The sequence below is a fragment of the Micromonospora sp. WMMD729 genome, from assembly GCF_049315225.1.
In the GTDB taxonomy this organism is placed as follows: domain Bacteria; phylum Actinomycetota; class Actinomycetes; order Mycobacteriales; family Micromonosporaceae; genus Micromonospora.
In genome coordinates, this window is the sequence record NZ_CP186059.1 from 1,424,270 (window position 1) to 1,449,992 (window position 25,723).

Sequence of the window (25,723 nt, forward strand, 5' to 3'; positions counted from 1 at the left end):
GCGTAAGTTGCCCACAGGTTGGGTCCGACTACCGACCGCACTCCCGTAGGGTCGATCACGGCGGGCGCTATGAGCGCATGGCACCGTCGTGGTTCTCCGTGCCCGGGTGCGTCCGGTACGACGCGATTGATCATGATTAGGGGGTCCGCGATGCGGTGTCCGTACTGCCGGCACGCCGACTCCCGGGTGGTCGACTCGCGGGAGGCCGACGACGGCCAGCTCATCCGTCGGCGACGGTCCTGCCCGGAGTGCGGCAAGCGGTTCACCACGGTCGAGGAGGCGGTCCTCGCGGTCGTCAAGCGCAGCGGGGTGACCGAGCCGTTCAGCCGTACGAAGATCATCGGCGGGGTGCGCAAGGCGTGCCAGGGCCGGCCGGTGGACGACGACTCCCTCGCGCTGCTCGCGCAGCGGGTGGAGGAGACCGTCCGGGCCAAGGGGGCCGCCGAGATCCCCAGTCACGAGGTGGGCCTGGCGATCCTGGGTCCGCTGCGCGACCTGGACGAGATCGCCTACCTGCGGTTCGCCAGCGTCTACCGCTCCTTCGACTCGCTCGCCGATTTCGAGCGCGAGATCGAGACGTTGCGGGCCGTGGCGCGAGCCCGGGAGCAGGGCCGGGCCGACGCGGTCGAGGCCGCCGGCCGTACCAACTGAGACTTCACTGTTTTCCGAGAGATCAGGACGCGCGGTGGGTGACCGCGCAGACGAGGGGGGCGACGGCGTGACAACGAGCCGTTCACGGAACAAGGCAGGCGCGGGGCTGAAGATCGAGCGCGTGTGGACGACGGAGGGGGTCCACCCGTACGACGAGGTGACCTGGGAGCGCCGGGACGTCGTGATGACGAACTGGCGGGACGGCTCGATCAACTTCGAGCAGCGGGGCGTGGAGTTCCCGGAGTCCTGGAGCGTCAATGCGGCGAACATCGTCACCACCAAGTACTTCCGGGGCGCGGTGGGGACCCCGGAGCGGGAGTGGTCGCTCAAGCAGCTCATCGACCGGGTGGTCAGCACCTACCGCACCGCCGGTGAGGAGTACGGCTACTTCGCGAGCCCGGCCGACGCCGAGGTCTTCGCACACGAACTGACCTGGATGCTCCTGCACCAGGTGTTCAGCTTCAACTCGCCGGTCTGGTTCAACGTCGGCACGCCGTCGCCGCAGCAGGTCAGCGCCTGCTTCATCCTTGCCGTCGACGACTCGATGGACTCCATCCTGGACTGGTACAAGGAGGAGGGGCTGATCTTCAAGGGCGGCTCCGGCTCCGGCGTCAACCTGTCGCGCATCCGGTCGTCGCGTGAGCTGCTCTCCTCCGGAGGCAACGCCTCCGGCCCGGTCAGCTTCATGCGCGGTGCGGACGCCTCCGCCGGCACCATCAAGTCCGGCGGTGCCACGCGGCGTGCTGCCAAGATGGTCATCCTCGACGTGGACCACCCGGACATCCAGGAGTTCGTGGTCACCAAGGCGCGCGAGGAGGACAAGATCCGCGCGCTGCGTGACGCCGGGTTCGACATGGACCTCGGTGGCTCCGACATCGTCAGCGTGCAGTACCAGAACGCCAACAACTCGGTCCGGGTCTCCGACGAGTTCATGACGGCGGTGGAGAACGGCAAGGGCTTCGACCTGCGCGGCCGCCTCGACGGCGCGACGATCGAGACCGTCGACGCCAAGAACCTGTTCCGTTCCATCTCCCAGGCCGCCTGGGAGTGCGCCGACCCGGGCCTGCAGTACGACGACACCATCAACGACTGGCACACCTGCCCGGAGACCGGGCGGATCACCGCGTCGAACCCGTGCTCGGAGTACCTGCACCTGGACAACTCCTCGTGCAACCTGGCCTCGCTCAACCTCATGAAGTTCCTCCGCGCCGACGGCGGCTTCGAGGTGGAGAAGTTCGTCAAGTCCGTCGAGTTCGTCATCACCGCGATGGACATCTCGATCTGCTTCGCCGACTTCCCGACCGAGAAGATCGGTGAGACGTCGCGGGCGTACCGGCAGCTCGGCATCGGGTACGCCAACCTGGGCGCCCTGCTGATGGCCTCCGGCCTGCCGTACGACTCGGAGCAGGGCCGCTCGGTCGCCGCCGCGATCACGTCCCTGATGACCGGCACCGCGTACCGCCGCTCGGCCGAGCTGGCCGGTGTGGTCGGCCCGTACGACGGCTACGCCCGCAACGCCGAGCCGCACAAGCGGGTCATGCGCAAGCACGCCGCCGCCAACGACGAGATCAAGCCGACCAGCCCGGTGGCCACCGCGATCGTCCGCGAGGCGACCAAGCAGTGGACCCAGGGCAACAAGATCGGTGACAAGAACGGCTGGCGCAACGCCCAGGCCAGCGTCCTCGCCCCGACCGGCACCATCGGCTTCATGATGGACTGCGACACCACCGGTGTGGAGCCGGACCTGGCGCTGGTCAAGTTCAAGAAGCTGGTCGGCGGCGGCTCGATGCAGATCGTCAACCAGACCGTGCCGCGCGCCCTGCGCAGCCTCGGCTACCCCGAGGAGCAGGTCGAGGCGATCGTCGAGCACATCGCCGACCACGGCCACGTGGTGGACGCCCCCGGCCTCAAGCCGGAGCACTACCCGGTCTTCGACTGCGCCATGGGCGAGCGGACCATCGCCCCGATGGGCCACGTGCGGATGATGGCGGCCATCCAGCCGTTCGTCTCCGGCGCCATCTCCAAGACGGTCAACATGCCGGAGGCGGCCACCGTCGAGGACGTCGAGAAGATCTACTTCGAGGGCTGGAAGCTCGGCCTCAAGGCACTGGCGATCTACCGGGACAACTGCAAGGTCGGCCAGCCCCTCTCGGTCGCCAAGAACAACAAGGCCACCGAGCCGGCCGGCGTCGAGACCGCCGCCGCCGCGCCGGCCGCGGTGGAGAAGGTCATCGAGTACCGGCCGGTGCGCAAGCGCCTGCCGAAGAAGCGCCCGTCCGAGACGGTCAGCTTCTCCGTCGGCGGTGCCGAGGGCTACCTGACCGCGTCGTCCTACCCGGACGACGGCCTCGGCGAGGTCTTCCTCAAGATGTCCAAGCAGGGCTCGACCCTGGCCGGCGTGATGGACGCCTTCTCGGTGGCCATCAGCATCGGCCTGCAGTACGGCGTGCCGCTGGAGACGTTCGTCAGCAAGTTCACCAACATGCGCTTCGAGCCGGCCGGCATGACCGACGACCCGGACGTGCGGATGGCGGCCTCGGTGATGGACTACATCTTCCGTCGCCTGGCGCTGGACTTCCTGCCCTACGAGCGCCGCGCCGAGCTGGGCATCTTCACCGCCGGTGAGCGGGCCGCCCAGCTGCGGGCCGAGGCCGACGCGGAGGCTGCCGCCGTGAGCGGTGCGGACCTCACCGCCATGGCGTCCTCCGCGCCGGTCGAGGCTCCCGCCAAGACCGAGGCGGTCGCCCAGCCGGCCCAGGAGATGGCCGACGTGGCCGCCGCCAAGCCGGCCCCGAGCGTGGGTTCCAGCACCGAGCTGCTGGAGGCCGTGATCGGCAAGGCCGCCGACGCGCCGCTCTGCTTCACCTGCGGTACGAAGATGCGCCCCGCCGGTAGCTGCTACGTCTGCGAGGGCTGCGGCTCCACCAGCGGCTGCAGCTGACGTACGCCTCAACGCTGCCCCGGCCTCCTGATGGGAGGTCGGGGCAGCGTTGGTTCCAGGTTGTCGCGCGCGAAGCGCTTGTGGATTCCGTGCGGCTACGGGTGGTCAGCGGCTGGCGAGGAAGTCGAGCACCCTCTTGCTGAGCAGGGCCGTGGCCTGCGGGTCGTAGGAGGGCAGGCTGGAATCGGCGAAGTAGTGCTGGTCTCCCGGGTAAAGGAACAGCTCAGCCTGCGGAGCGGACGCGACAATCCCACGGGCGGCGTCGACGTCGCCCTCGCCCATGAAGATCGGGTCGGCGTCCATGCCGTGGATCTGCACTGGGACGTCGGCCGGCCAGGACGAGCCGAACTCCGAGACCGGTACGCAGGAGTAGAACAGCAATGCCCCTCGTGCTCCGGGACGGGTCTGCGCCAGCTTCTGCGCCGGCAGCACGCCCAGAGAGAAGCCGGCGTAGATCAGATCGCCGGGCAGATCGTCGGCCACCCGCGCGCCGCGTTCGATGATGGTGCCGAAGCCGATCCCCTCGGCGTAGGCGATGCCCTCGTCCAGGGTGTGGAACGTGCGGCCGTCGTACAGGTCCGGGGTGTGCACGGTGTGCCCGGCACGCCGCAGGTCGTCGGCGAAGGCGACGAACCCCGGGGTCTGGCCCAGCGCGTGGTGGAACAGCAACACCTGAGCCATGTGATCTCCCGATGTCGGGCTGCCGCCGTGTACGGGCACTCTACGGCACGGCGGGAGGGCGCCGTTTGCGATGCTCGCGGCATGACTTCTCCCCTTGCGCGCCGCGTCTACGAAACCTGCCATCTGACCGGGTCGTTCCGCCTGCGCTCCGGTCGGACGAGCGCCGAGTACTTCGACAAGTACCTGTTCGAGGCGGAGCCTGGGCTGTTGCGGGAGGTGGCTGAGGCGATGGTCGGCCTGCTGCCCGAGTGCGACGTGCTGGCGGGGATGGAGATGGGCGGGATTCCGATCGCCACCGTGATGTCGCAGCTGACCGGGCTGCCGACCGCCTTCGTGCGGAAGCAGGCGAAGGAGTACGGCACCGGCAAGGCGGCCGAGGGCAGCCCGGCCGACGGCCGGCGGGTCGTGGTGATCGAGGACGTCGTCACCACCGGCGGCGCGTTGCTGGCGTCGTGCCGGCAGCTACGGGCCGCCGGTGCGAAGGTCGAGACGGTGGTCTGCGCCATCGACCGGGAGCAGGGCGGACAGGAAAATCTGGCGGCCGAAGGGCTCCGGTTGTCCGCCGCACTTACCCGCCGTGATCTGGAATCCGCCCTGCCGGGATGACGTAGCGGCGGCACAGGCCGCTGGGCTGCGTTGCGTTGCGGTGCCGAACCCACACGCGGACCACGCCCGCTTCACGGACGCAGACCTCTTGCTGCCCAGCGCCACAGACCTGTCCCTGGACACGATCCTGGCCAGACTGGCCGGTGACGAGCCGTCCCCGATGAGCCCGAGTCGGCGTGAGGTGCTGCCTGCTTCGACGCACCGACGGCTGACACAGCGACTCTGCCCGGGCGGGTGAACCCGCGCGGATCGCCGACAGGTCAGGCCCTGATCTCTCCCTGCCATGTCGTGAGCGTCAGCATCTGGCCATCGAAGTCCAGCCTGAGGCCGGTCACCTCGTTGACGTCGTTGCGGATCTCTTCGAGGTGAGCGAGCGGTCTCGTGATGACCGATGCGAACGGCGGTTCAGCCGAGGCGTCCCGCGACAACCATCGTCCACCGTCGTAGTCGTAGGGATCGGGCAAGCCGTCGTCGCCGGGATACGTCTCCGTGAGCCCGAGGGTCCAGTCGCTCCGGCCGTCGAGTAGCAGCCCTCGGCCGTCATCGAACACAAGCAGTACCGGCCCGACATCAGGTTCGTCGGGTTCTCCCGGCCGGTGCCAGCCCAGCCGTACGACTTTCACGAGCCTGCGTCCGACCAGCGCGTCCATCCGCGACCTTCCTGCGTAGCCGTCTGTGCGCTCGTCACCTGCGGCCGTCGGCCCGGCAGGCGTAGCGGGCCGGGCGGGCACCCGGCGACCATGCCACACACCGCCATGCGTAGCCACCAGCCGTACGAATGGTTCGGTAACACCTGTGCTCCGCCGAACGAAGAAGAGGTGTGAACGCGCGAGGGAGGACGGCCCGTGAATGAGCCGAGCCGAGCCGATGACGACATTTCCGCCATCGGGGTGGATCCAGCGGCCTTCGAGGTCTTCTACCGGCGGCATCTGGAGGCGGTGGGCCGCTTCGTGGCGCGGCGGGTCGACGACCCACATCTCGCCGCCGACCTGACCGCCGACGTGTTCCTGGCGGTGATCGAGTCGGCGGCCGGCTACCGGCCGGACCGCGGTAGCCAGATCGGCTGGCTGTACGGGGTGGCCCGCCACGTCATCGGCGACGAGCGGCGACGGGCTGCCCAACGACTGCGGGTGACCGGCCGACTGGCCGGACGACGGGACCTCGGCCCCGACGACATCGCGCGCATCGAGGAGCGGATCGACGCCGAGTCGGCGGCCCGCCGTACCCATCGGGCGCTCAGCGAACTACCCGAGGGCACCCGGTCGCTCGTCGAACTCGTCGCCGTGGACGGCCTCACCGTCGCGGAGGCGGCGCCAGCGCTCGGGATGTCGCCGGTCGCCGCGCGGGTCCGCCTGCACCGGGCCCGCCGCCTCGTCCGCGCGGTGCTCGCCCGCCCGGTCACCACCCTCGCCTGAGCTGAGACGGAGCTGACGATGAACACGACTGAACGGTCGCCGCAGGGTTTCGAGGAGCAGCTTCTCAGGGACCTGAGCGCACACGTCGCCCAACGGGCCGAGCTGGCGTCGGCGGGCCGTACGGCCGGACGCCGTACCCGGTTCCTGCGTGGTTGGCGTCTGGCCGGGGCGCTCGGGATGGCGGTGACGCTGACCGCCGGTGTGCTGGCGGTCCAGAGCATGAGGTTCGGCGGCCAGTCGCCGCCCCGGGCCAGCGCGTCGGAGATCTTCCACCTGGCGGCCGACGCCGCCCGGCAGCAGCCGGAGCTCACCGCCCGCCCCGACCAGTACGTCTTCACGGAGTCTCTGGCGACGATCCGCGACCTGCCGGGCAGCGGTCCGTACCGGACGATACGGAACCAACTGTGGCAGTCGGCCGGTGGCGTCGCGTACACGCAGGCACGCTATCGGCCGGAGACCGACCCGAACGGGTGGAGCCAACTGAAGGTGCTCCGCATCGATGATCCTCTCGATCCGGAGAAGGAACTCGAGGTGTTCCCGTCGCCGGCGTACCACGGCGACCTGCCCACCGATCCGGACGAGCTGCTTCGCTACCTCCGGGAACACCCGGTCGACCTGCACCTGCCCGAAGGGGCCGACGAGAAGGCCGTCTACGGGGGCGAGAGCATGCCGTACACCACCGCGCGGTCGATGCTCGACGGCTACGTGCCGCCCCGAGCGCTCGCGGCGCTGTTCGAGCTGTTGGCACGGCAACCGGGAGCGGTCGTCATCTCGGGCGACGTGGTGGACGCCGCCGGTCGGCACGGGGTGGCAGTTCGGATGCCCGGCGTGATCGGTGGGAACCTGGACCTCATCTTCGATCGGGACTCCCACGTCTACCTCGGTACCCGCAACTCGTTGGTGCGGGACGGCAAGGAGTCCCTGTACAGCGCTGTCGCGCGACTGCGCATCGCCATCGTCGACCGACCGGGCCAGCTGCCCTGACCGGCTCGGCGGGACGACGAGTGGAACCGTCCGCGGATCGATCAGGGAAACCCGGGGTGCGGGTCAGGGCTGCGCGAACAGCGGCCCGTAGTTCGAGCGGAACATCTGCTCGCCGAGGCGGCGCAGCACCAGGTCACGGAGGGCGGGCGGAAGGCCGGTGGCCTTGTCCCGGCGGTGCGTCTGGCTGAGCACCCAGTCGGTGCGCGGGCGTCGCCGCGCCTCGAAGGCCCGCAGCGCCTCTCCGATGGAGTCGGCGGCGGTCAACGACGAGGCGAGCACCACCGCGTCCTCCAGGGCCATCGCGGCGCCCTGGGCCATGTTCGGCGAGGTGGCGTGGGCGGCGTCGCCGATCAGCAGCACCGGCCCCCGGGCCCAGGAGTCGAGGACGACCTCCTGGTTCGGGCCGGCGTGCAGGGTGCTGTCGTCGTGGTCGAGGGCCTTGAGCATGAGGGCCGCCGGCTCGGTGAACGACGCGGCCACGTCGTCGCGCCATCCCGGCCGGTCGGCCACCGGGCCGTCGTTGTAGTAGCAGTACGTCTGCTCGGCGCTGATCGGGATGGTCAGGAACTGCCTGCCGCGTCCCAACTGCACCGACCAGAACGGCTCATCGTCGATCCGGGGAGCGACCCAGCGGTACGCGTACTGGCCCAGGTTGCGGGCCGCCTGGGCGTCGAAGGCGAGCCGGCGCACCGTCGAGTTCACCCCGTCCGCGCCGACCACCAGGTCGTACCGTTCGGTGCTGCCGTCGTCGAACTCGACGGCGACGCGGTCTCCCTCCGGGTCGAACGCGATCGGGTGGCGACCCCAGCGGATCGGGGCATCTCCGACGCCGGCCACCAGGGCCCGGTGCAGTCGGGCCCGGGGCAGCGACACGCACGGGCCGACGCCCCGCCACAGCGCGGTCACGTCGATGTCGAAGAGGCGACGTCCGCGCTGGTTGGCGCTGCGCTGCCGGGTGATCTCCACGGCGACGTCGGCGACCTGCTCGCGCAGGCCGAGGACGTCGAGCATCCGGGTCGCGTTGCCGGTCAGGTAGATACCGGTGCCGGAGTCGGTCGGCCCGGGAGTCCGCTCGACCACGTCGACCGTCGCGCCCCATTCGCGCAACGCGGCGACCGTCGCCAGCCCGGCGATGCCCCCGCCGACGATGAGTACCCGGACATCGTTACCCCGCACGACATGTTCCCTTCCGTTGCACCGGCCGGCTGAGCTGCTGCTCAACGGTTCGGTCGCCGCAGCACTCTAGAAGGCGGGTGAGCCGGCACACGGGTCCGGGGGCTGAATTTCCGGCCAATGGGCTGCGACGATCAGGGCATGACAACCGCCGAGGCGTACGTCGAGTTCGCCCGCCGCGAGGCACACGGTGTCTCACCCACGTACGAGCGGCTGTCGTACGCCGTCGCCGACGACCACGACCTGCTCGCCCTGCTCGACGCGCTCCCGCCGGCCAAGCGCCAGCCGAACCTGCTGTACGGCGTGGTCCGCTGGCTTGGCGGTCCGGTCGACGACCCGGCCACCTTCCGCGAGTACGTGCTGGCGTACTGGGCGCTCATCGAACGCGAGCTACAGCGCAGGGCCACCCAGACGAACGAGGCCGGCCGGTGTGCGGTGTTACTGCCGGTGCTCGCCGCGCTGCCGCAGCCTCTCGCCCTGATCGAGGTCGGCGCGTCGGCCGGGCTCTGCCTCTACCCCGACCGGTACGCCTACCGCTATGGCGAGCACGAGGTCGGCGACGGAGAGCCGATCCTGGAGTGCGCGGCCGCTGGGTTGGTGCCGCCTCGGCGCGTACCCCGGGTGGTGTGGCGGGCTGGCCTCGACCTGAACCCGCTCGACGTGCGCGACCCCGACGACGTGTCCTGGTTGGACGCCCTGATCTGGCCCGAGCACGCGCACCGGCGGGCCCGGCTGCGCGCGGCGGCCGCCGTGGCCGCCGCCGACCCGCCGCTGCTGGTCCGGGGTGACCTGGTGGACGACCTGCCGGCGCTGGCCGCGTGGGCGCCGGCCGAGGCGACGCTCGTCGTCTTCCACACGTCCGTGCTCTACCAGGTGCCCGCCGCGCGCCGGGACGCGTTCGTGCGGCTGGTCGGTGAGCTGCCGGGGCACTGGATCGCGAACGAGGCCCCGGAGGTGCTGCCCTACGAGGGATTGCCCGACTCGCCGGACGCGGCGCTGCACAACGTCCTCGCACTCGACGCGAAGCCGCTGGCCTGGACCCGGGGCCACGGTCAGGCGATGACCTGGTTCGGCTGAGAGCCCGCCGCGACCGACATCCGGGCCCGCAGTGCCCGGACGAACCAGTCCACCGCCGGCGTGACCGCGCCGCCGCCCGGCCAGCCGTTGATCACCGAGAGCAGGTCGAGGTAGCGGTCCCGGCGTGGGTCGTTGGCCAGGAGCAGCCGGTCCAGCAGCCGCTGGCGCAGGTCGGCGTCGTCGGACAGGCCGTGCCGGCGGGCGTACCGGCCGGTGACCGCCGCGACCACCGGCTCGGCCTCGGGCCCAGCCGGATCGGTACCGGCGGCCAGGGCAGCCGCCGCCCCGTCTCGGACCAGGGCGACGGCGTCCGGGCGGGGGAGACCGGGTACGTCGTTGTCGGTGGCGTGCTGGCGGGCGAGCCGCCGCATGCTCGCCCGGAAGGTGGGATCCCGGCACAGCTCGGCCAACTCCACCCACGCCTGCACCTGCTCGGCGCTCGGGTCGTCGGGCAGTTCCGGCGTCATCGAGACGAGCACCCCGGGGTACGTCGGCGGGTCGCCGGCGAAGACGCTGTCCAGGAAATCATCCACCAGGTGCGCCCGCTCCCGGGCGGTGAGCTGGGCCAACCGGTGCAGGTCGTCCACCTCCGCCGGGCCCGCCCCGCGCTTCGCCGCCACGGTGAGCACCGCCTGACGCAGTCGCAGCGCGCGGATCTGCGCCGCCAGCGCCTCGGCGTGCGTGGCGGCCACCTCGTGCAGCGGTACCTCGCGGTCCACCACCCGGCGGATGGCGGCCAGGTCCACGCCCAGGTCGCGCAACGTCCGGACCAGTTCCAGCCGGGCGACCGCCTCGGCGTCGAACAGGCGGTAGCCGGCCGGGCTCCGGTCCGCCGGCGGCACGATCCCGCTGTCGGCGTAGTACCGGATGGTCTTGACGCTCAGGCCGGTGCGCCGGGCCAGCTCGCCGATGGTGTACCGCTCGTCACCGCTCATGCCACCACCCTCGCGTCTCCCCCCGGTGGAGACTCAAGCGGTGTCCCGCATCCGGCGCAGTGGCGAGCAGACCACGAACAGGCACGCGGCCCAGGTGCCCAGCACGCACACCCAGAGCGCGCCGCGCAGCCCGAGCGCGGTGCCGAGCGCCCCGCCGGTCAGCGCCCCCAGCGGGATCACCCCGAAGCAGATCCAGAGAAACGCCGCGTTGACCCGGCCGAGGATCGCCGGTGGGGTGATCCGCTGCCGGTACGACATCGCGGCCACGTTGAACAGCACGGCGTTGGCCGAGAACGCGGCCAGCCCCACGCCGTAGAGCAGCAGTCCCCAACCGGGTCGGGCCAGCGGCATCAACAGGTAGAACGGGCCTGGCACGGTCATCGCCAGCCAGATCACCCGGGCCGAGCCGAGCCAGGCCGACAGCCGGGCGGCCAGCACCCCCACCACCAGCCCGCCGACAGCGCTCACCGAGAAGACCATCCCGACCTGCACCGGGGCGGCGTGCAGCTCGCGGACCAGGAAGGTCACCTCGATCGAGGCGGACGCCATCACCCAGAAGTTCGACCAGGTCGTGCAGGCCAGGATGCTCAGCAGGATGGGCTGCCGCCGGATGAAGCCGAGTCCGTCGGTCAACTCCACCCGCAGGGGTACGCGGGGAGCCGGCTCACGGCGTTCCGGCGCTTCCCGGATCAGGATCAGCGTCAGGGCGCTGACCAGGAAGGCGAACCCGTTGGCCAGGAACGTGCGGGCTGCGCCCACCAGCCCGATCAGCGCGCCGCTGACCGTTGGGCCGACCAGTTCGGCGGCGTCCTGACTGATGGTCAGCTTCGCATTGCCGTCCACCAGGAGATCCGTCGGAACCAGCCGGGGCAGCACGGTCTTGTACGCCACCGTGAACAGCACGGTGAGCACGCCACCGAGCCCCACCACCGCGTACAGGAAGGGCAGGGTGAGGTGGCCGACCAGCGCGGCCACCGGCAGGGACAGCAGGAGCGCGGCCCGACCCAGGTCGCACGCGATCATCAGCCGTCGCCGGTCGAGCCGGTCGGCGACGATGCCCGCCGGAAGCGAGAACAGCAGGTACGGCAGCCAGGCCAGGACGGTCAACAGGGAGACCTGGAACACACTGGCGTGCAGGGTGTCGGCGGCGAGCAGCGGCACCGCGACATTGGCGATACGGGTGCCCAGCTCGCTGACCGTCTGACCGCCCCAGAGCAGCAGGAAGTTCCGGCTGCGCCACAGCGACGCGACCGCCGTCCCGGCCGTCGCGGACCGCTCCAGCTGCTGACTCACCGTCGTCGCCTGTCTCCGGGGATGGCGCCACCGGCCGGCGGCTCGCGGACTCTACCGAGGCGACGTCTGGTTCGGCACGGCATTTGCGGCGGCCGTACGAGCCCCTCCTAGACTGCTGCGGATGAGCGGAGAGCGACGACCCCTGGCCGGCCGGCCGCTCACCGAGCCGCACCCGTCCCGCCTGCCGCCGGGGCACCCCGACCGGGCCCGGATCCTCGCCGCGCACGACGCCGCACTGGCCGCCGGAGAGGCCGGCTATCCCGACCCGGTGACGGGTCTGTTCGTGCTCAGCGCCGGCTTCCTGGCCCGTCGCGGCACCTGCTGCGGGAGGGGTTGCCGGCACTGCCCGTACGTGGACGATCCACCCTCGGAATGAGGACTTCCGCCCGACCCGGACAACCCGTACGGTGTCCGACGGACATCCGGCGGGACCCCTTCCGCCGTCGACCGGCGAGAGGGTGGAGTGTGCGCGGGCGGATCGTGGTCGCCGGGCTGGCGGGCCTGCTGGTGAGCGGCTGTGCCGCCGAGGCCGAGCCGGTGGCGGTGCCACCGCCGGCGCCGGTGGCCCTGGACGTGGCGGCGGCCTCGTCGGGTGGCGCCTGCCGGCTGCTGGATTTCGCGGTGATCGAGAAGGTCGTCAAGGTGCGCTTCGACGTGGCGGCGGCCAGCGAACGGAACGACACCCACACCTGCGTGGTCCGGGCCGAGCGCGCGGCGCTGCCTGAGCTGATGCTCAGCGTCTCCGAGACCAGCATCGACAAGGCCAGCTTCAGCGCGGACGTGGTTCCCGCCAAGGCGACGAAGGTCACCGGCCTGGGCCAGTTGGCGTACCGGCGTACCGCCGCCGCGGCCGGCGGGTACGGGCCGGTCGCCGAGGTCGGTTGGCTGGCCGGCGACGGACGCCTGGCCACCCTGACCTGGACCGGCGCGAAGGGGGCCGAGCGTGCGGCGGCCGACAAGATTGCCGGCGACCTGGTCGCGTTGGCAAAGAAGGTGGACACCCGGGCGCTGTGACGCCCGTCTCCGGTCAGCTGGCGGCGACGAAGACCCGGGAGGCGACCTCGCGGGGCAGCCGTACCCGGTCGCCGGAGCGGTCGATCGACACCCCGTCGCGCTCCTGCGCCACGGTCACCGTGGCGCCCGGGTCGACACCGGCGGCGTGCAGCTGGCGCAGCACGTCGGAGTCGGTCTGCACGCTCTCGCAGATCCGGCGGACCACGACCGGCCCGGAGAGCCCGGGGAAGGCCAGGTTGCGCTCACCCTCGCCGGCCTCGCTGACCTCGGCTTCGGGCGAGCCAAGCTCCTCCAGACCGGGGATCGGGTTGCCGTACGGCGAGCGGGTCGGCCGGTTGAGCAGGTCGTACACCCGCTTCTCGACGGCGTCGCTCATCACGTGCTCCCAGCGGCAGGCCTCCTCGTGGGCCTCCTCGTAGGGCATCCCGATGACGTTGACGAGCAGCAGCTCGGCGAGGCGGTGCTTGCGCATCACGGAGACGGCGGTGCCACGGCCGAGCGCGGTGAGGGTCAGGTGCCGGTCGCCCTCGACGGTGAGCAGGCCGTCGCGCTCCATCCGGGCGACGGTCTGGCTGACGGTGGGGCCGCTCTGCTTGAGGCGCTCGGCGATCCGGGCGCGCAGCGGCGGCACCCCCTCCTCCTCCAGCTCGAGGATGGTGCGCAGGTACATCTCGGTCGTGTCGACCAGATCGTGAGACTTCATAAGGTAAGCGGCCCTCCGACCAACGATGCTACCCTGCCGCCCGGCGAGCGACCGCTGCCGAATCGCCCCGGTGCTGACCGGATGGTGTTGGATGGTCGCCATGTCCGGTACCGAGGAGTTGCTCGTCGAGGCCGACCGGCTCGCCGCCGAGCTCGACCACGCCGACCCGCCCACCCTGCTCGACATCCGCTGGCGGCTCACCGGCCCGCCCGGCCACGACGACTACCTGGCCGGCCACCTGCCCGGCGCGGTCTTCGTCGACCTGGACACCACGCTGTGCGGGCCGCCCGGCGTCGGCGGCCGGCACCCGCTGCCCGACCCGGGCGCGCTGCGGGGGGCGCTGCGGGCCGCCGGCGTCCGTGCCGGTCACCCCGTGGTGGTGTACGACGGCGGCGACGGCCTGGCCGCGGCACGCGCCTGGTGGACGTTGCGGTGGGCCGGGCACCGGCCGGTACGCCTGCTGCACGGTGGGTTCCCGGCCTGGGTGGCCGCCGGGCAGCCGGTCTCCACCGAGGCGCCCACCCCGAGCCCCGGTGACGTCGAGGTGCGTCCCGGTGACCTTCCGGTGCTCGACGCCGGGCAGGCCGCCGCCCTGGCCGCCGCCGACGACGCCGTGCTGCTCGACGTGCGCGCGACGCCGCGCTTCCTGGGCGAGGTCGAACCGATCGACCCGGTCGCCGGTCACGTGCCCGGCGCGGCGAACCTGCCCGCCGGCGAGTACGTGGGCGCCGACGGGCGCTTCCCGGCCGCCGACGTGCTGCGCGAGCGGTTCGCCGCGGCGGGCGTGCACGGGGCGCGGCAGGTCGGGGCGTACTGCGGTTCCGGTGTCACCGCCGCGCAGGCCGTCCTCGCGCTGCACCTGGCCGGTCGGGAAGACGCGGCGCTGTACGTCGGGTCGTGGAGCAACTGGGTCGCCGACCCGTCCCGGCCGGTCGCCACCGGACCGACACCAGAGCGCTGACCAGCGCGTGCGATGGGTCGGCGACGGTCCTCGTGCGACGATGGGCTCATGTCCGACGACACGGTGGTGGTGTGGGACCCGGCGCTGCTCGCCTACAACATGGGTGACCATCCGCTCGACCCGGTCCGGGTGGAGCTGACCGTGGCGCTCGCCCAGGAGTTGGGCGTCCTGGCCCGTCCCGGTGTGCGCGTGGTCAAGCCGGAGCCCGCCGACGACGCCCTGCTGACCCGCGTGCACCACCCGGCCTACCTGGCCGCCGTACGGGCCGCGCCGCGCGATCCGCTGTTCGCCGGGTACGGGCTGGGCACCTCCGACAACCCGGTCTTCGACGGGATGCACGAGTCCAGCGCGTTGATCGCCGGCGCGACGGTGGCCGCGGCCGAGGCGGTCTGGCGGAGGGATGCCCGCCGGGCCGTCAACGTGGCGGGTGGCCTGCACCACGCGCTGCCCGCCCGGGCGTCCGGCTTCTGTGTCTACAACGACCCGGCGGTGGCCATCGCCCGCCTGCTCGACCTGGGGGCCGAGCGGATCGCGTACGTCGACGTGGACGTGCACCACGGCGACGGGGTGCAGGAGATCTTCTGGGACGACCCACGGGTGCTCACGGTCAGCCTGCACGAGACGCCGCTCGCGCTCTTCCCCGGCACCGGCTTCCCCGACGAGACCGGCGGGCCGGGGGCGCAGGGCAGCGCGGTGAACATGCCGTTGCCGCCGGGCGTCGACGACAGCGGCTGGCAGCGGGCGTTCCACGCGATCGTGCCGTCGGTGCTGCGCGCGTTCCGGCCGCAGGTGCTGGTGAGCCAGTGTGGCGCGGACGGGCACCGGCTCGATCCGCTGGCCGATCTGAACCTGACGGTGGACGGGCAGCGCGCGACCTACCTGGCGCTGCGGGCGCTCGCCGACGAGCTGTGCGAGGGCCGCTGGGTGGCCACCGGCGGCGGCGGGTACGCGCTGGTCGAGGCGGTGCCCCGGGCGTGGGCGCACCTGCTCGCCGTGGCGACCGGCGATCCGATCGACCCGGCGACGCTCACCCCGCTCGCCTGGCGGGAGTTGGCGGCGGCGCGTCGACCGGGCCGGGAGATCCCGCTGCGGATGACCGACGACGCCGACCCGTCGTACGAGCCGTGGCAGCCCACGGGTGAGCCGAACGCGGTGGACCGGGCGATCGCGGCGACCCGCAAGACCGTCTTCCCGCTGCTCGGGCTCGACCCGTACGACCCGCGGGACTGAGCCGGGTCGTTCTGCGGTGACGAGCGTGGACCAGACCGTCGACGTGCTGCTCAGCGATGGCAGCACCGTCCAGTTGCGGCAGATCGAGCCGAGCGACGCGCCGGGGATCGTGGCGATGCACAGCCGGTTCTCCGAGCGCACCCGCTACCTGCGGTACTTCTCGCCGTACCCGCGCATTCCGGAGCGGGATCTGATCCGGTTCGTGACGGTCGACCACCACGACCGGGAGGCGTTCGTGGTGCTGGCCGCCGACCGGATCGTCGCGGTCGGCCGGTACGAGCGGCTCGGCCCGCAGGCACCGGAGGCGGAGGTGGCCTTCGTGGTGGAGGACGCCTTCCAGGGCCGCGGGATCGGTTCGGTGCTGATGGAGCACCTGGCCGACGCCGCCCGGCGCAACGGCATCATGAGCTTCGTTGCCGAGGTGCTGCCGGCCAACGGGACGATGCTGCGGGTCTTCGCCGACTTCGGCTATCAGGTCCAGCGCGCGTACGCCGACGGCGTGGTGCACCTGAGCTTCCCGATCGCCCCGACCGAGGCCACGCTCGAGGTGCAGCGCGGCCGGGAGCACCGCACCGAGGCACGTTCGATCGCCCGGCTGCTCGCTCCGCGCGGCATCGCCGTCTACGGCGCGAGCGCCACCGGCCAGGGCGTCGGCGCGGCGGTGCTCGGGCACCTGCGCGACGGCGGTTTCACCGGCTCGGTGGTGCCGGTGCATCCGAGCGCGGCGACGGTGGCCGGGCTGCCCGCGTACCCCCGTGCTGTCGACGCCGGCGTGGCGGTGGACCTGGCGGTGGTGGCGGTCCCGCCGGAGGCGGCGACCGGGGTGGTCGCCGACGCGGCCGCCGCCGGGGCGCACGGCCTCGTCGTGATCTCGGCCGGCTTCGCCGAAGCCGGCGGTGAGGGCGCGGCCACCCAGCGGACGCTGGTCCGCGCGGCGCACGCCGCGGGCATGCGGGTCGTCGGCCCGAACTGTCTGGGCGTGGCCAACACCGATCCGACGGTACGCCTCAACGCCACGCTCGCGCCGGCGCTGCCGCCGGCCGGTCGGGTCGGCATCTTCAGCCAGTCCGGCGCGTTCGGGGTGGCGCTGCTCGCCGAGGCGGACCGGCGTGGCCTCGGCCTGTCCAGCTTCGTCTCGGCCGGCAACCGGGCCGACGTCTCCGGCAACGACCTGTTGCAGTACTGGCAGGACGACCCCGGCACCGACGTGATCATGCTGTATCTGGAGACGTTCGGTAACCCGCGCAAGTTCGCCCGGCTGGCCCGGCGGATCGGCCGTGCCAAACCGGTGGTGGCGCTCGCCTCACCGGCCCGCCCGCCGGGCGTCGGTGACGCCGCCGGCCCGGACGAGGTGGCGGTGGCCGCGCTCTTCGCCCAGTCCGGGGTGATCCGGGTGGACACCGTGGCGGAGTTGCTCGACGTGGGGGTGCTGCTGGCCAACCAACCACTGCCGACGGGCGGTCGGGTCGGCGTGGTCGGCAACTCCTCGGCGCTGACCGGGTTGGCGGCCACGGCCTGCGTCGGGCAGGGCCTGACCGTGGCCGACGGTTATCCCCGTGACGTCGGGCCGAGTGCCGGCGCCGCCGAGTTCGCCACCGCCCTCGCCGAGACGGCCGGCGACGACCGGGTGGACGCTCTCGTCGTGGTCTTCGCCCCGCCGCTGCCCGGCCAACGCACCGATGTGGACGCCGACGTCACCGCCGCGCTGCCGGCCGCACTCGCCCTGGGCAAACCGACGGTGGCGACGTTCCTGGTCGGCCGACTGCCGGCCGGGGTGCCCGCGTACGGCGGGGTGGAGGAGGCCGTCCGCGCCCTCGCCCGGGTGCACCGGTACGCGCGGTGGCTGGGCCGCCCGCCCGGCGTGGCACCCGAGCTGCCCGGGATCGACCGGGACGCCGCACAGGCCGCGCTGCGCGCCGACCCGGCCGACGCGGGGGCGCTGCTGGCCGCGTACGGCATCGAGACCGTGCCGTCGACGCTGGCGGACACGGTCGACGCGGCAGCCGAGGCGGCGGCGCGGGTGGGTTTCCCGGTGGCGCTCAAGGCCGCCGATCCCGGACTGCGGCACCGGCTCGACCTGGGCGCGGTCCGTCTCGACCTGCGCGACGAGGCGGACGTGCGCCGCGCGTACACCGAGCTGGCCGCCGACTTCGGCGCGGACGTGCTGGTGCAGCCGATGGTCCCGCCCGGGGTGGCCTGCGTGGTGGAGCTGGTGGAGGACCCGGCGTTCGGGCCGGTGGTCGGCTTCGGTCTCGGCGGTGTCGCCACCGACCTGCTCGGGGACCGGGCCTGGCGGGCGGTACCGCTCACCGACACCGACGCCGCCGAACTGGTCGACGAGCCGCGCGCGGCGCCGCTGTTGCGGGGGCACCGGGGCGCCGCGCCGGTGGACCGCGCCGTCCTGGCCGACCTGCTGCTGCGGGTCGGTCAGCTCGCCGACGAGCAGCCCCGGGTGCGTTCGGTGACCCTCAACCCGGTGCTCGCCCGCCCGGACGGCATCTCGGTCCTGCACGCCCAGGTACGCGTCGGCGGCGTGGCCGCCCGCCCCGACACCGGCCCCCGGCGGCTGTGAGGCTGCACCGGCCCCGGCGGCTCTGCGGGCGCGCGCCGGTCAGGCGCGGCTGGAGATCTGTTGTACGCCCCAGGTGTTGCCGTCCGGGTCGGCGAAGAAGACGAAGCCGACATTGTCCAGCGGGTCGGGCACCAGTCCGGGGTTGACGCCCACCACCTGGATATCGCTGACCTCCACCCCCCGCTCGACCAGCTCGGCGTGGGCGCGCTTCAGGTCGGGCACCACCAGCTGCAGGCCCTTGAGCGAGCCCGGCGGCATCTCCGGCACGACGCCCTTGCCGATGACGATCGAGCAGCCGGAACCGGGCGGGGTCAGCTGCACGATGCGCGCGTCGTCGCCGATCACGGTGTCGTGGTCGACGGTGAAGCCGAGCTGGTCGGCGTAGAACCCCTTCGCCCGGTCCACATCCGACACGGGCACGATCACGACTTCCAGCGTCCAGTTCACGGGTGCCCTCTCGTCGGTGTGTGCAGTCAACCATCCGGGCAGCAGGGAAGGCCCCGGCGAACCGCCGGAGCCTTCCAGGAATGTGAACGTGTCAGCAGGCGTACGCCTCCAGGCGCTGGGCCCGCTCGGGCGCGCGCAGCTTGAGCAGCGTCACCTTCTCGATCTGCCGGATGCGCTCGCGGGACAGGCCGAACTCCCGGCCAACCTCGTCCAGGGTGCGCTGCCGGCCGTCGTCCAGCCCGAACCGGAGCCGGATGACCGCCTGCTCCCGCTGCGACAGCGTCGCCAGCACGATGCTCACCTCGTTGCGCAGCTCGCCCTGCGCGGCCCCCTCGCCCGGCTCGGTACGCGGGTCAACGGCGGCCACGAAGTCGCCGAGCGCGCTCTCCCCGTCGTCGCCGACGGCCTGGTCCAGACTGACCGGCTCCCGGTCGTACGAGATGAGTTCGATGACCTGGAACTCGGGGATCTCCAAGGCTCGGGCGACCTCACTGACAGTGGGCTCGCGGCCCAGCGTCACCGCCAGTTCGCGGCGGGCCCGGACCATCCGGTTGACCTGCTCGACCATGTGCACCGGAATGCGGATGGTGCGGGCCTGGTCGGCCATGGCGCGGGTGATGGCCTGCCGGATCCACCAGGTGGCGTACGTGGAGAACTTGTAGCCCTTGGCGTAGTCGAACTTCTCCACCGCCCGGATGAGACCGAGGTTGCCCTCCTGAATCAGGTCGAGGAAGGCCATCCCGCGTCCGGTGTAGCGCTTGGCGATGCTGACCACCAGCCGCAGGTTCGCCTCCAGCAGGTGGTCCTTGGCGGCGCGACCCTCGGCGACGATCAGCTCCAGGTCGGACCGCAGCTCCTCCGAGACCGGAGTGCAGGTCGCGAGCTTCTCCTCGGCGAACAGGCCGGCCTCGACCCGTCGGGCCAGGTCCACCTCCTGCGCGGCGGTCAGCAACTTCGTCCGGCCGATCCCGTTGAGATACGCCCGGACCAGGTCGGTGGAGATGCCACGCTCGTCGGTGGCGTCCAGGTCGGTGAGGACGTCGGTCTCGGTGCTGGTAGCCGGGCGCGTCCGGTGTTCCGTCATCTGCAGGACCATCTCTGTCTCCCCGTATCCACGTCTGTGCCGTGTCTCCGGCCCAGTGGTGCCGGTGTGAAACACAGCTTGGCGGGCAGGACGTGAAACGGGAGTGAGCTGATCGCGGACCCGACAGCAATCCCGCAGGATCGCCCCAAAAAACTGTCACCAGACCGCTTGCCGCCCACCCCGGCTGGCCCCGCCCCGCCCGTCCTCGGCCCCGGTGATCAAGAGGTTCGCGTCAAGAACCGCGCGTAATTTGACGCGAACCTCTTGATCAACGCCGGAAGGGGGTGGGGCAGGTGGAGGGGGTGGGGTTAGAGGTCCAGGAGGATGGTTTTCGGGCCTGTGTTGGTGCTTTCGACGAGCATGTGGGTGCGGAAGCGGCCGGTCTCGACCTTCGCGCCACGGTCGCGCAGCGCTTGCACGACCGCGCTCACCAGGGGTTCGGCCACCACGGCGGGGGCTGCTGCCGTCCAACTCGGACGGCGGCCCTTGCGGGCGTCGCCGTAGAGGGTGAACTGGCTGACCACCAGGATCGGCGCCCCGACGTCGGCGGCCGACCGCTCGTCGTCCAGGATCCGCAGCTCGTGCACCTTGCGGGCCATCGTCGCGGCGGTCTCGGCGGTGTCGGTGTGCGTCACGCCGAGCAGCACCAGCAGGCCGTTCTCGATCGCACCGACCACCTCGTCGTCCACCGTCACCCGGGCCTGTTCGACCGTCTGCACCACCGCCCGCATCAGCGCACCCCCGCCGATCCGAGCACCAACGCCGTCCCGAGCACCAGCGCCGCCGCCGGAACCAACGCGGGAATGCGGGCCGCCGCCGGCACCGCGCGGGTCGGCGGCCTCACGCGGTCACCGGCTCGATGAAGCCGCGCTCGACCAGGTGCGCGACGATCGGGCCGGCGGCCTCGGCCAGCTCGTCGGGTTCCACGTCGTGGGCCGCCGCGAGCAGGGCAAATTGGTCGCGCAGCGGTAGGCGACCGTCCGCCCCGCCGACCAGCGCCAGCACCAACGGGTCGATCTCCTCGGTCCAGCGCAGGCCGTGCGGCATCGCGAGCACCTGCCGGTCGACCGCCCAGCCCTCGTCACCCATGGTGGCCTCCTGGCGGAGCTGGAGACCGTCGGCGGCCCGGTAGCGCTCGGCGAGCAACGCCTCGGTGTCGCGTACCCGCAGAAAGTCCTGGCGGTCGAACCAGGCGCCGATCTGGTCGCCCAGCGGCGGCTGGACCCGCTGGCGCAGGTCCTCCACGCGGACGACCGGATCGGCGTGCCCGCCGCGGCGCAGCGAGACGATCCCGAAGCCGATCGCCTCGATCTTGTGCTGGTCGAACCAGTCCAGCCAGACGGCCGCCCGCTGCGGGTCCGCGCCCTCACCGACGTCGGTGAGCCACAGGTCGACGTACGCCATCGGGTCGGCGACCTCGCGCTGGATCACCCAGGCGTCCAGGCCGGTACCGGCGAACCAGCCGGCCACCCGCTCGTCCCACTCCTCGCCGGCGACGTGCACCCAGTTCGCCAGGTACTGCATGGTGCCGCCCTCGGTGAGCAGGCCGGGGGCGGCGGCGGCCAGCTCGGCGGCGATGGCGTCACCCACCCGCCCCGAGTCGCGGTAGACGTGCGTGGTGGTGCCGGGGCCGACCACGAACGGCGGGTTGCTCACCACCAGGTCGAACCGGCGGCCGGCCACCGGTGCGACCATGTCGCCGCGCAGCAGCTCCCAGTCCTGACCGTTGAGGGCGGCGTTCGTGGCGGCGAAGCGCAGGGCCCGCTCGGAGAGGTCCGTGGCGGTCACCGTGTCGGCGTGGGTGGCCAGGTGCAGGGCCTGGACGCCGGAACCGGTGCCCAGGTCCAGCGCCGCGCCGACCGTCCGGCGTACGGTCGCCCCGATCAGGGTGTGGGTGGCGCCGCCGATACCGAGCACGTGTTCGGCGTGCAGCGGTCGACCCGGCCGGGCGCTGGCCGGCACGTCGGCGAGGACCCACCAGTCGTCGCCGTACGGCTCCAGGTCGACGCCGGCGCGCAGGCCCTCGTCGTACCGCTCGACGAGCCCGCCGGCCAGCGCCTCGTCGAGCCCCAACGGGGTCAGCGCGGCGGCGACGGCGGCCTCCGGCTCGGTCTGGTCGCAGATGAACAGCCGGATCAGCGTGGCGAGCGGATCGCGGTCCTCGGTGGCGCGCAGCGCGGCCCGGTAGTCGTTGCGCGCCACCGAGGCGGTGGCCTGCGGGCCGAGCCGTTCGGCGATGCCGTTGCTGGTGAACCCGGCCCGGGTCAGCGCGGTCCGCAGCGCGTCGACGCCGGCGGGGGAGAGCAGCATGTCGTATTCGTCCACGTCGCCATCCTGCCCCGCGTCGCCTCCCGGGTCGGCGGCACCCGCCGGTAGCCGTCGGAGCGTCGGTGTCCGGCCGGGTCGGTGCGCCGGGCAGGATGGTGGCCATGACGCTCGTGCTCCCCATCGACCCCGAGGCGAACCGGCTGCTGGAGCGCAGCCCGCTGGCCCTGCTGGTCGGCATGGTTCTTGATCAACAAGTCTCGATGGAGAAGGCCTTCTCGTCGCCGTACGTGCTGGCGCAGCGGCTCGGCCACGATCTCGACGCGGCGGAGTTGGCCGGCTACGACACCGAGGCGCTGGTCGCGATCTTCGCCACCCCGCCCGCGCTGCACCGGTTCCCGAAGGCGATGGCGAGCCGGGTGCAGGAGGTCTGCCGGGTGCTCGTGGAGCGTTACGACGGCGACGCGGCGCTGCTGTGGTCGAACGTCGCCGACGGGCCGGAGCTGCTGCGGCGGGTTGCCGACCTGCCCGGCTTCGGAAAGCAGAAGGCGCAGATCTTCGTGGCGCTGCTCGGCAAGCGGTTCGGGGTGACCCCACAGGACTGGCGCACGGCGGCCGGCGGGTACGGCGACCCCGGCGCGTACCGGTCGGTGGCGGACGTCACCGACGCCGACTCGCTGCGCCGGGTGCGGGAGTACAAGCAGCAGATGAAGGCGGCGGCGAAGGCCGAGAAGGGCTGACGTTCAGGCGGCGGTGGGGTGTGCCAGGGAGGCCAGCGCGCGCCGGACGTCGGCCAGCGAGACGGTGGCCGAGTCGTCCAGGTCGGCGAGGCCGGCCTCGATCCACTGCCGCATCAGCGTGGTGACCCCGATGCCCCGGGCGTCGGCGGCGGCGCGGACCCGCTCGTAGGTGTCCAGCGGCAGCCGGACCGACCGGCTCACCATCGGCACGTCGGTGTCGGGTGTCGGCAGGTCCACCGCGGGGCTCTCGTCGATCAGCTCGGCGAGCCGGTCGTCGCCGCTGTGGAACTGCTTCGTCGCGTCGTTGCGGTGCATCGTCACGGCTCCCCTCATCGGCGATCTCTCCGCACGGCCTCGTCGTAGCGCTTGGACTCGACGTCGCTCAGCTCGCGGGCGGAGAGGATGTCCCAGTCGTTGTCGGTGCCATCGGCCTCGGCGAGCAGCACCGCCAGCCGGCGGCCCCGGCGGGCGGCGGCGTAGACCACCATCACGTCGTCGCCCAGGTGGCGGATGACCCGCCGCGCGCTGTGCAACGCCTCCCAGACTTCCCCGGGTGTGACGTCGTAGACCCTCAGGTTGGCCAACGCCTCGTCGGTGAAGCTGAACCTGCTGCCCACGAGGCGCAGCGTACCACGCACGTAACACGTACCGGGATGACTCGATATTCGCTGATCACGGCTTCGTGGTGACAGGATGAGGCGTAATCCCCTCGAGGAGGTCCATGGTGAAGCGTCAGGCGTACCAGCCGATTCTGATCACCGATGCCTCGCGCAGCCAGCACGATCAGCTCACCAGCCGTCAGCGCCGCTATGTGCTCATGATGGGCATCCGGGTGGCCTGCATCGTGGCCGGAGCGATCCTGGTCGGCGCGAAGGCCCCCCTGCTCTGGCTCTGGTTGCCGCTGTGCGCCGTCGGCATGGTGCTCATCCCGTGGCTGGCCGTGCTGCTGGCCAACGACCGGCCGCCCAAGGAGGAGCACCGGCTGGCCAACCGGTTCCACCCCCGGCGGCGGGACGAGGCCCCACCGATGAGCCTCACCACCGAAGAGCACCCACACAAGATCATCGACGTCGAGCCCTGACCCGCCCAACGCGGGCCAGGGCTCCGACGCCTCAGGCCGGCGGTCGGGCGCCGACGCTGGAGACGGCCAACGCCCCCAGCTCGGTCGCGCGGTCCAGGGCCGCGGTCGCGGTGGCCCCGCCGAGCCAGGCGGTCAGCAGGCCGGCCGCGAAGGCGTCGCCGGCCCCGGTGACGTCCACCACCGCCACCCGCCGGACCGCCGCCACGCTGACCGTGGCCGTGCGGCCCTCGACCCACACCGCGCCCGCCGCGCCACGTTTGACCACCACCCGCCGGGCCGTCGCCGACAACGCCCGCCCCTGCGCCGCCGGGTCCAGCCCGCCGGCCAGCACGGTGGCCTCGTCCGCGTTGACCAGGAGCAGGTCGACATCGCGTACCCAACCCAGGAAGGTCCGCGCACCGACGCGCCGCAGCGGCCCCGCGGAGGCCGCGTCGACGCTTGTGGTGAGCCCGCGCTCGCGGGCGGCGGCCAACGCCCGCAGCCCCGCTGCGCGCGACGCGTCGTCCAACAGGGTGTACGCGGACAGGTGCAGATGCCCCGCGTCGGGCGCCGCCGCGACGGCCTTCTCGACGTGCTCGGCGCTCAACCGCAGGTTCGCGCCCCGCGACGTGACCATGGTCCGCTCGCCGTCGGCGGTCAGCACGACCACCGTGCCGGTGGGGACGCCCGGCACCCGCTCGAGGACGCAGTCCACGCCCGCGCGGGCCAACTCGGCCATCCGGTCGTCCCCCGCGGCGTCGTCGCCGACCGCGCCGACGAGCGTGACGGCGACCCCCTGCGCGGCCACCCAGGCAGCGGTGTTGGCCGCCTGCCCGCCGCCGCCGAGGCTGATCTCGGCGGCGGTGTCCGTACCGACCGCGAGCGGCCCGGTGAGCACCGCGACCACGTCGGTGATCACGTCTCCGACGACCACCACGCGGGTCCCAGGGGTCATGCCGGGACGGCGGAGGCGCGGGCGACCGCGGCGACCGCGATGCGCGCGGCCAGGTCGGCGTTGCGCAGGATGATGCGGATGTTCACCGCGAGGCTCGCGCCGTCGGTGGCCGAGTGGAAGTGCGCCAGCAGGTACGGCGTGACGGCCTTGCCGGTCACCCCGTCCCGCTCCAGCAGGGCCAGGCCCTCGGCCAGGGTCCGGTCGTGCAGCTCCGGGTCGAGCTGCTCGTCGACCGGCAGCGGGTTGGCCACGAGCAGGGCGCCGGTGTGCACGGCGTGCTCGTCCCGGGCGGCCAGCACGGCGGCTACCTGCTCCGGCGAGTCCACCGACCAGTCCAGGTCGAAGCCGGCGTCGGTGAGGTAGAAGCCGGGGAACCGTCGGGTGCGGTAGCCGAGCACGGCGACCCCGAGGGTCTCCAGGCGTTCCAGGGTCGCGCCCACGTCGAGGATCGACTTGACCCCGGCGCAGACCACCGTGATCGGCGTCTGGGCCAGGGTGACCAGGTCCGCCGACTCGTCGAAGGTGTGCTCCGCCTCCCGGTGCACCCCGCCCAGCCCGCCGGTCGCGAACACCCCGATCCCGGCCGCTGCGGCCACCGCGCTGGTCGCGGCCACGGTGGTGGCACCGTCCGCGCCGGTCGCCGCCGCCACGGCCAGGTCGCGCACCGAGAGCTTCGTCACACCATCGACGGTGGCCAGTCGGGTGAGCTGCGCGTCGTCCAGACCGACCACCAACTCGCCACGGATCATGCCGATCGTCGCCGGCACCGCCCCGGCGTCCCGGACCGCCTGCTCGATGTCCCGCGCCACCCGCAGGTTCTGCGGGCGGGGCAGGCCGTGCGAGACGATGGTGCTCTCCAGGGCGACGACGGGTCGGCCGTCGCGCAGGGCTGCGGCGACCTCGGTGCCATAGCTGATGCGAAAGTCAGTCACACGG

General features: G+C 72.4%; 27 protein-coding genes. 13 read left to right on the plus strand and 14 right to left on the minus strand.

Annotation, left to right across the window (positions count from 1 at the left end):
- The first annotated feature begins 150 nt into the window (after positions 1–150).
- The gene (gene nrdR / locus ACN263_RS06545) at positions 151–651 is read left to right on the plus strand and encodes a transcriptional regulator NrdR (RefSeq protein WP_007456845.1); all 501 of its coding nucleotides are present in this window, start codon (positions 151–153) and stop codon (positions 649–651) included.
- Positions 652–685: 34 nt separating this feature from the next.
- Positions 686–3,592 (plus strand): vitamin B12-dependent ribonucleotide reductase, encoded by a 2,907-nt coding sequence (locus ACN263_RS06550; RefSeq protein ID WP_422738920.1) that lies wholly within the window; start codon positions 686–688, stop codon positions 3,590–3,592.
- A gap of 105 nt (positions 3,593–3,697) precedes the next feature.
- Here ACN263_RS06550 and ACN263_RS06555 read toward each other — a convergent pair whose 3' ends face one another.
- Entirely contained in the window at positions 3,698–4,273 is a 576-nt protein-coding gene (locus ACN263_RS06555; protein WP_422738921.1) for a dienelactone hydrolase family protein, read from the minus strand.
- Positions 4,274–4,354: 81 nt separating this feature from the next.
- Between ACN263_RS06555 and pyrE the strand changes: the two genes are divergently transcribed.
- Positions 4,355–4,879: an orotate phosphoribosyltransferase gene (pyrE, locus tag ACN263_RS06560; protein WP_422738922.1), complete on the plus strand. Its 525-nt coding sequence runs from the start codon at positions 4,355–4,357 to the stop codon at positions 4,877–4,879.
- A 260-nt stretch (positions 4,880–5,139) separates the two neighbouring features.
- Here the strand turns inward: pyrE and ACN263_RS06565 are convergent, their stop codons facing one another.
- Positions 5,140–5,529 (minus strand): hypothetical protein, encoded by a 390-nt coding sequence (locus tag ACN263_RS06565; protein WP_422738923.1) that lies wholly within the window; start codon positions 5,527–5,529, stop codon positions 5,140–5,142.
- Positions 5,530–5,724: 195 nt separating this feature from the next.
- Here ACN263_RS06565 and ACN263_RS06570 point away from each other — a divergent pair, with 195 nt between their 5' ends.
- On the plus strand, positions 5,725–6,294 hold the full coding sequence (locus tag ACN263_RS06570) for an RNA polymerase sigma factor (protein ID WP_422738924.1): 570 nt from the start codon (positions 5,725–5,727) through the stop codon (positions 6,292–6,294).
- 18 nt (positions 6,295–6,312) lie between these two features.
- Positions 6,313–7,278 carry a CU044_5270 family protein gene (locus tag ACN263_RS06575; protein ID WP_422738925.1) on the plus strand — a complete coding sequence of 322 codons (966 nt, stop codon included), beginning with the start codon at positions 6,313–6,315 and terminating at the stop codon, positions 7,276–7,278.
- 63 nt (positions 7,279–7,341) lie between these two features.
- Here ACN263_RS06575 and ACN263_RS06580 read toward each other — a convergent pair whose 3' ends face one another.
- Positions 7,342–8,454 carry an FAD-dependent monooxygenase gene (locus ACN263_RS06580; protein ID WP_422738926.1) on the minus strand — a complete coding sequence of 371 codons (1,113 nt, stop codon included), beginning with the start codon at positions 8,452–8,454 and terminating at the stop codon, positions 7,342–7,344.
- A 138-nt stretch (positions 8,455–8,592) separates the two neighbouring features.
- On the opposite strand from ACN263_RS06580, the gene ACN263_RS06585 reads away from it, so the two are divergent.
- A complete protein-coding gene (locus ACN263_RS06585; protein ID WP_422738927.1) occupies positions 8,593–9,528 on the plus strand; it encodes a DUF2332 family protein in 936 nt (311 codons plus the stop codon).
- Here the strand turns inward: ACN263_RS06585 and ACN263_RS06590 are convergent.
- Positions 9,504–10,463, minus strand: a complete 960-nt coding sequence (locus tag ACN263_RS06590) for a MerR family transcriptional regulator (protein ID WP_422738928.1) — start codon at positions 10,461–10,463, stop codon at positions 9,504–9,506. The two genes, ACN263_RS06585 and ACN263_RS06590, sit on opposite strands and share 25 nt — an antisense overlap.
- Before the next feature lie 33 nt (positions 10,464–10,496).
- Positions 10,497–11,756: an MFS transporter gene (locus ACN263_RS06595; protein WP_422738929.1), complete on the minus strand. Its 1,260-nt coding sequence runs from the start codon at positions 11,754–11,756 to the stop codon at positions 10,497–10,499.
- A 121-nt stretch (positions 11,757–11,877) separates the two neighbouring features.
- On the opposite strand from ACN263_RS06595, the gene ACN263_RS06600 reads away from it, so the two are divergent.
- Both ACN263_RS06600 and ACN263_RS06605 read left to right on the plus strand, forming a co-directional pair.
- Positions 11,878–12,132: a DUF5522 domain-containing protein gene (locus tag ACN263_RS06600; RefSeq protein WP_422738930.1), complete on the plus strand. Its 255-nt coding sequence runs from the start codon at positions 11,878–11,880 to the stop codon at positions 12,130–12,132.
- Positions 12,133–12,221: 89 nt separating this feature from the next.
- Positions 12,222–12,770, plus strand: coding sequence for a hypothetical protein (locus tag ACN263_RS06605; RefSeq protein WP_422738931.1), 549 nt, complete (start codon positions 12,222–12,224; stop codon positions 12,768–12,770).
- A 13-nt stretch (positions 12,771–12,783) separates the two neighbouring features.
- Here ACN263_RS06605 and ACN263_RS06610 read toward each other — a convergent pair whose 3' ends face one another.
- Positions 12,784–13,473, minus strand: coding sequence for a metal-dependent transcriptional regulator (locus ACN263_RS06610; RefSeq protein ID WP_422738932.1), 690 nt, complete (start codon positions 13,471–13,473; stop codon positions 12,784–12,786).
- Between the two features lie 100 nt (positions 13,474–13,573).
- On the opposite strand from ACN263_RS06610, the gene ACN263_RS06615 reads away from it, so the two are divergent.
- From ACN263_RS06615 to ACN263_RS06625, 3 genes are read left to right on the plus strand one after another with little or no spacing between them, the layout of a single operon-like run.
- The gene (locus tag ACN263_RS06615; protein WP_422738933.1) at positions 13,574–14,434 is read left to right on the plus strand and encodes a sulfurtransferase; all 861 of its coding nucleotides are present in this window, start codon (positions 13,574–13,576) and stop codon (positions 14,432–14,434) included.
- Between the two features lie 48 nt (positions 14,435–14,482).
- Positions 14,483–15,664 (plus strand): acetoin utilization protein AcuC, encoded by a 1,182-nt coding sequence (locus ACN263_RS06620; protein WP_422738934.1) that lies wholly within the window; start codon positions 14,483–14,485, stop codon positions 15,662–15,664.
- A gap of 16 nt (positions 15,665–15,680) precedes the next feature.
- A complete protein-coding gene (locus ACN263_RS06625) occupies positions 15,681–18,236 on the plus strand; it encodes a GNAT family N-acetyltransferase (RefSeq protein ID WP_422738936.1) in 2,556 nt (851 codons plus the stop codon).
- Between the two features lie 39 nt (positions 18,237–18,275).
- On the opposite strand, the gene ACN263_RS06630 is transcribed toward ACN263_RS06625, so the two are convergent.
- The 4 genes from ACN263_RS06630 to ACN263_RS06645 all read right to left on the minus strand — a co-directional run bounded on the left by ACN263_RS06630 (position 18,276) and on the right by ACN263_RS06645 (position 22,092).
- Positions 18,276–18,683, minus strand: coding sequence for a VOC family protein (locus ACN263_RS06630; protein ID WP_422738937.1), 408 nt, complete (start codon positions 18,681–18,683; stop codon positions 18,276–18,278).
- Between the two features lie 91 nt (positions 18,684–18,774).
- A complete protein-coding gene (gene sigB, locus ACN263_RS06635) occupies positions 18,775–19,779 on the minus strand; it encodes an RNA polymerase sigma factor SigB (protein ID WP_422738938.1) in 1,005 nt (334 codons plus the stop codon).
- 296 nt (positions 19,780–20,075) lie between these two features.
- Positions 20,076–20,498, minus strand: coding sequence for a D-aminoacyl-tRNA deacylase (gene dtd / locus ACN263_RS06640; RefSeq protein WP_422738939.1), 423 nt, complete (start codon positions 20,496–20,498; stop codon positions 20,076–20,078).
- Between the two features lie 109 nt (positions 20,499–20,607).
- Positions 20,608–22,092: a DUF7059 domain-containing protein gene (locus ACN263_RS06645; protein ID WP_422738940.1), complete on the minus strand. Its 1,485-nt coding sequence runs from the start codon at positions 22,090–22,092 to the stop codon at positions 20,608–20,610.
- A 95-nt stretch (positions 22,093–22,187) separates the two neighbouring features.
- Between ACN263_RS06645 and ACN263_RS06650 the strand changes: the two genes are divergently transcribed.
- Positions 22,188–22,772 (plus strand): HhH-GPD-type base excision DNA repair protein, encoded by a 585-nt coding sequence (locus ACN263_RS06650; protein WP_422740612.1) that lies wholly within the window; start codon positions 22,188–22,190, stop codon positions 22,770–22,772.
- Positions 22,773–22,775: 3 nt separating this feature from the next.
- Here ACN263_RS06650 and ACN263_RS06655 read toward each other — a convergent pair whose 3' ends face one another.
- Complete coding sequence (locus tag ACN263_RS06655) at positions 22,776–23,105, minus strand: hypothetical protein (RefSeq protein WP_422738941.1); 330 nt, start codon at positions 23,103–23,105, stop codon at positions 22,776–22,778.
- Entirely contained in the window at positions 23,102–23,389 is a 288-nt protein-coding gene (locus ACN263_RS06660) for a hypothetical protein (protein WP_124771959.1), read from the minus strand. The genes ACN263_RS06655 and ACN263_RS06660 overlap by 4 nt, the downstream gene beginning before the upstream one ends.
- Positions 23,390–23,493: 104 nt before the next feature.
- Between ACN263_RS06660 and ACN263_RS06665 the strand changes: the two genes are divergently transcribed.
- Complete coding sequence (locus ACN263_RS06665; protein WP_422738942.1) at positions 23,494–23,853, plus strand: DUF3099 domain-containing protein; 360 nt, start codon at positions 23,494–23,496, stop codon at positions 23,851–23,853.
- 31 nt (positions 23,854–23,884) lie between these two features.
- On the opposite strand, the gene ACN263_RS06670 is transcribed toward ACN263_RS06665, so the two are convergent.
- Positions 23,885–24,787 (minus strand): carbohydrate kinase family protein, encoded by a 903-nt coding sequence (locus tag ACN263_RS06670; RefSeq protein ID WP_422738943.1) that lies wholly within the window; start codon positions 24,785–24,787, stop codon positions 23,885–23,887.
- Positions 24,784–25,719, minus strand: a complete 936-nt coding sequence (locus ACN263_RS06675) for a pseudouridine-5'-phosphate glycosidase (RefSeq protein ID WP_422738945.1) — start codon at positions 25,717–25,719, stop codon at positions 24,784–24,786. Before ACN263_RS06675 ends, ACN263_RS06670 begins: the two co-directional genes overlap by 4 nt.
- Between the last annotated feature and the right edge of the window lie 4 nt (positions 25,720–25,723).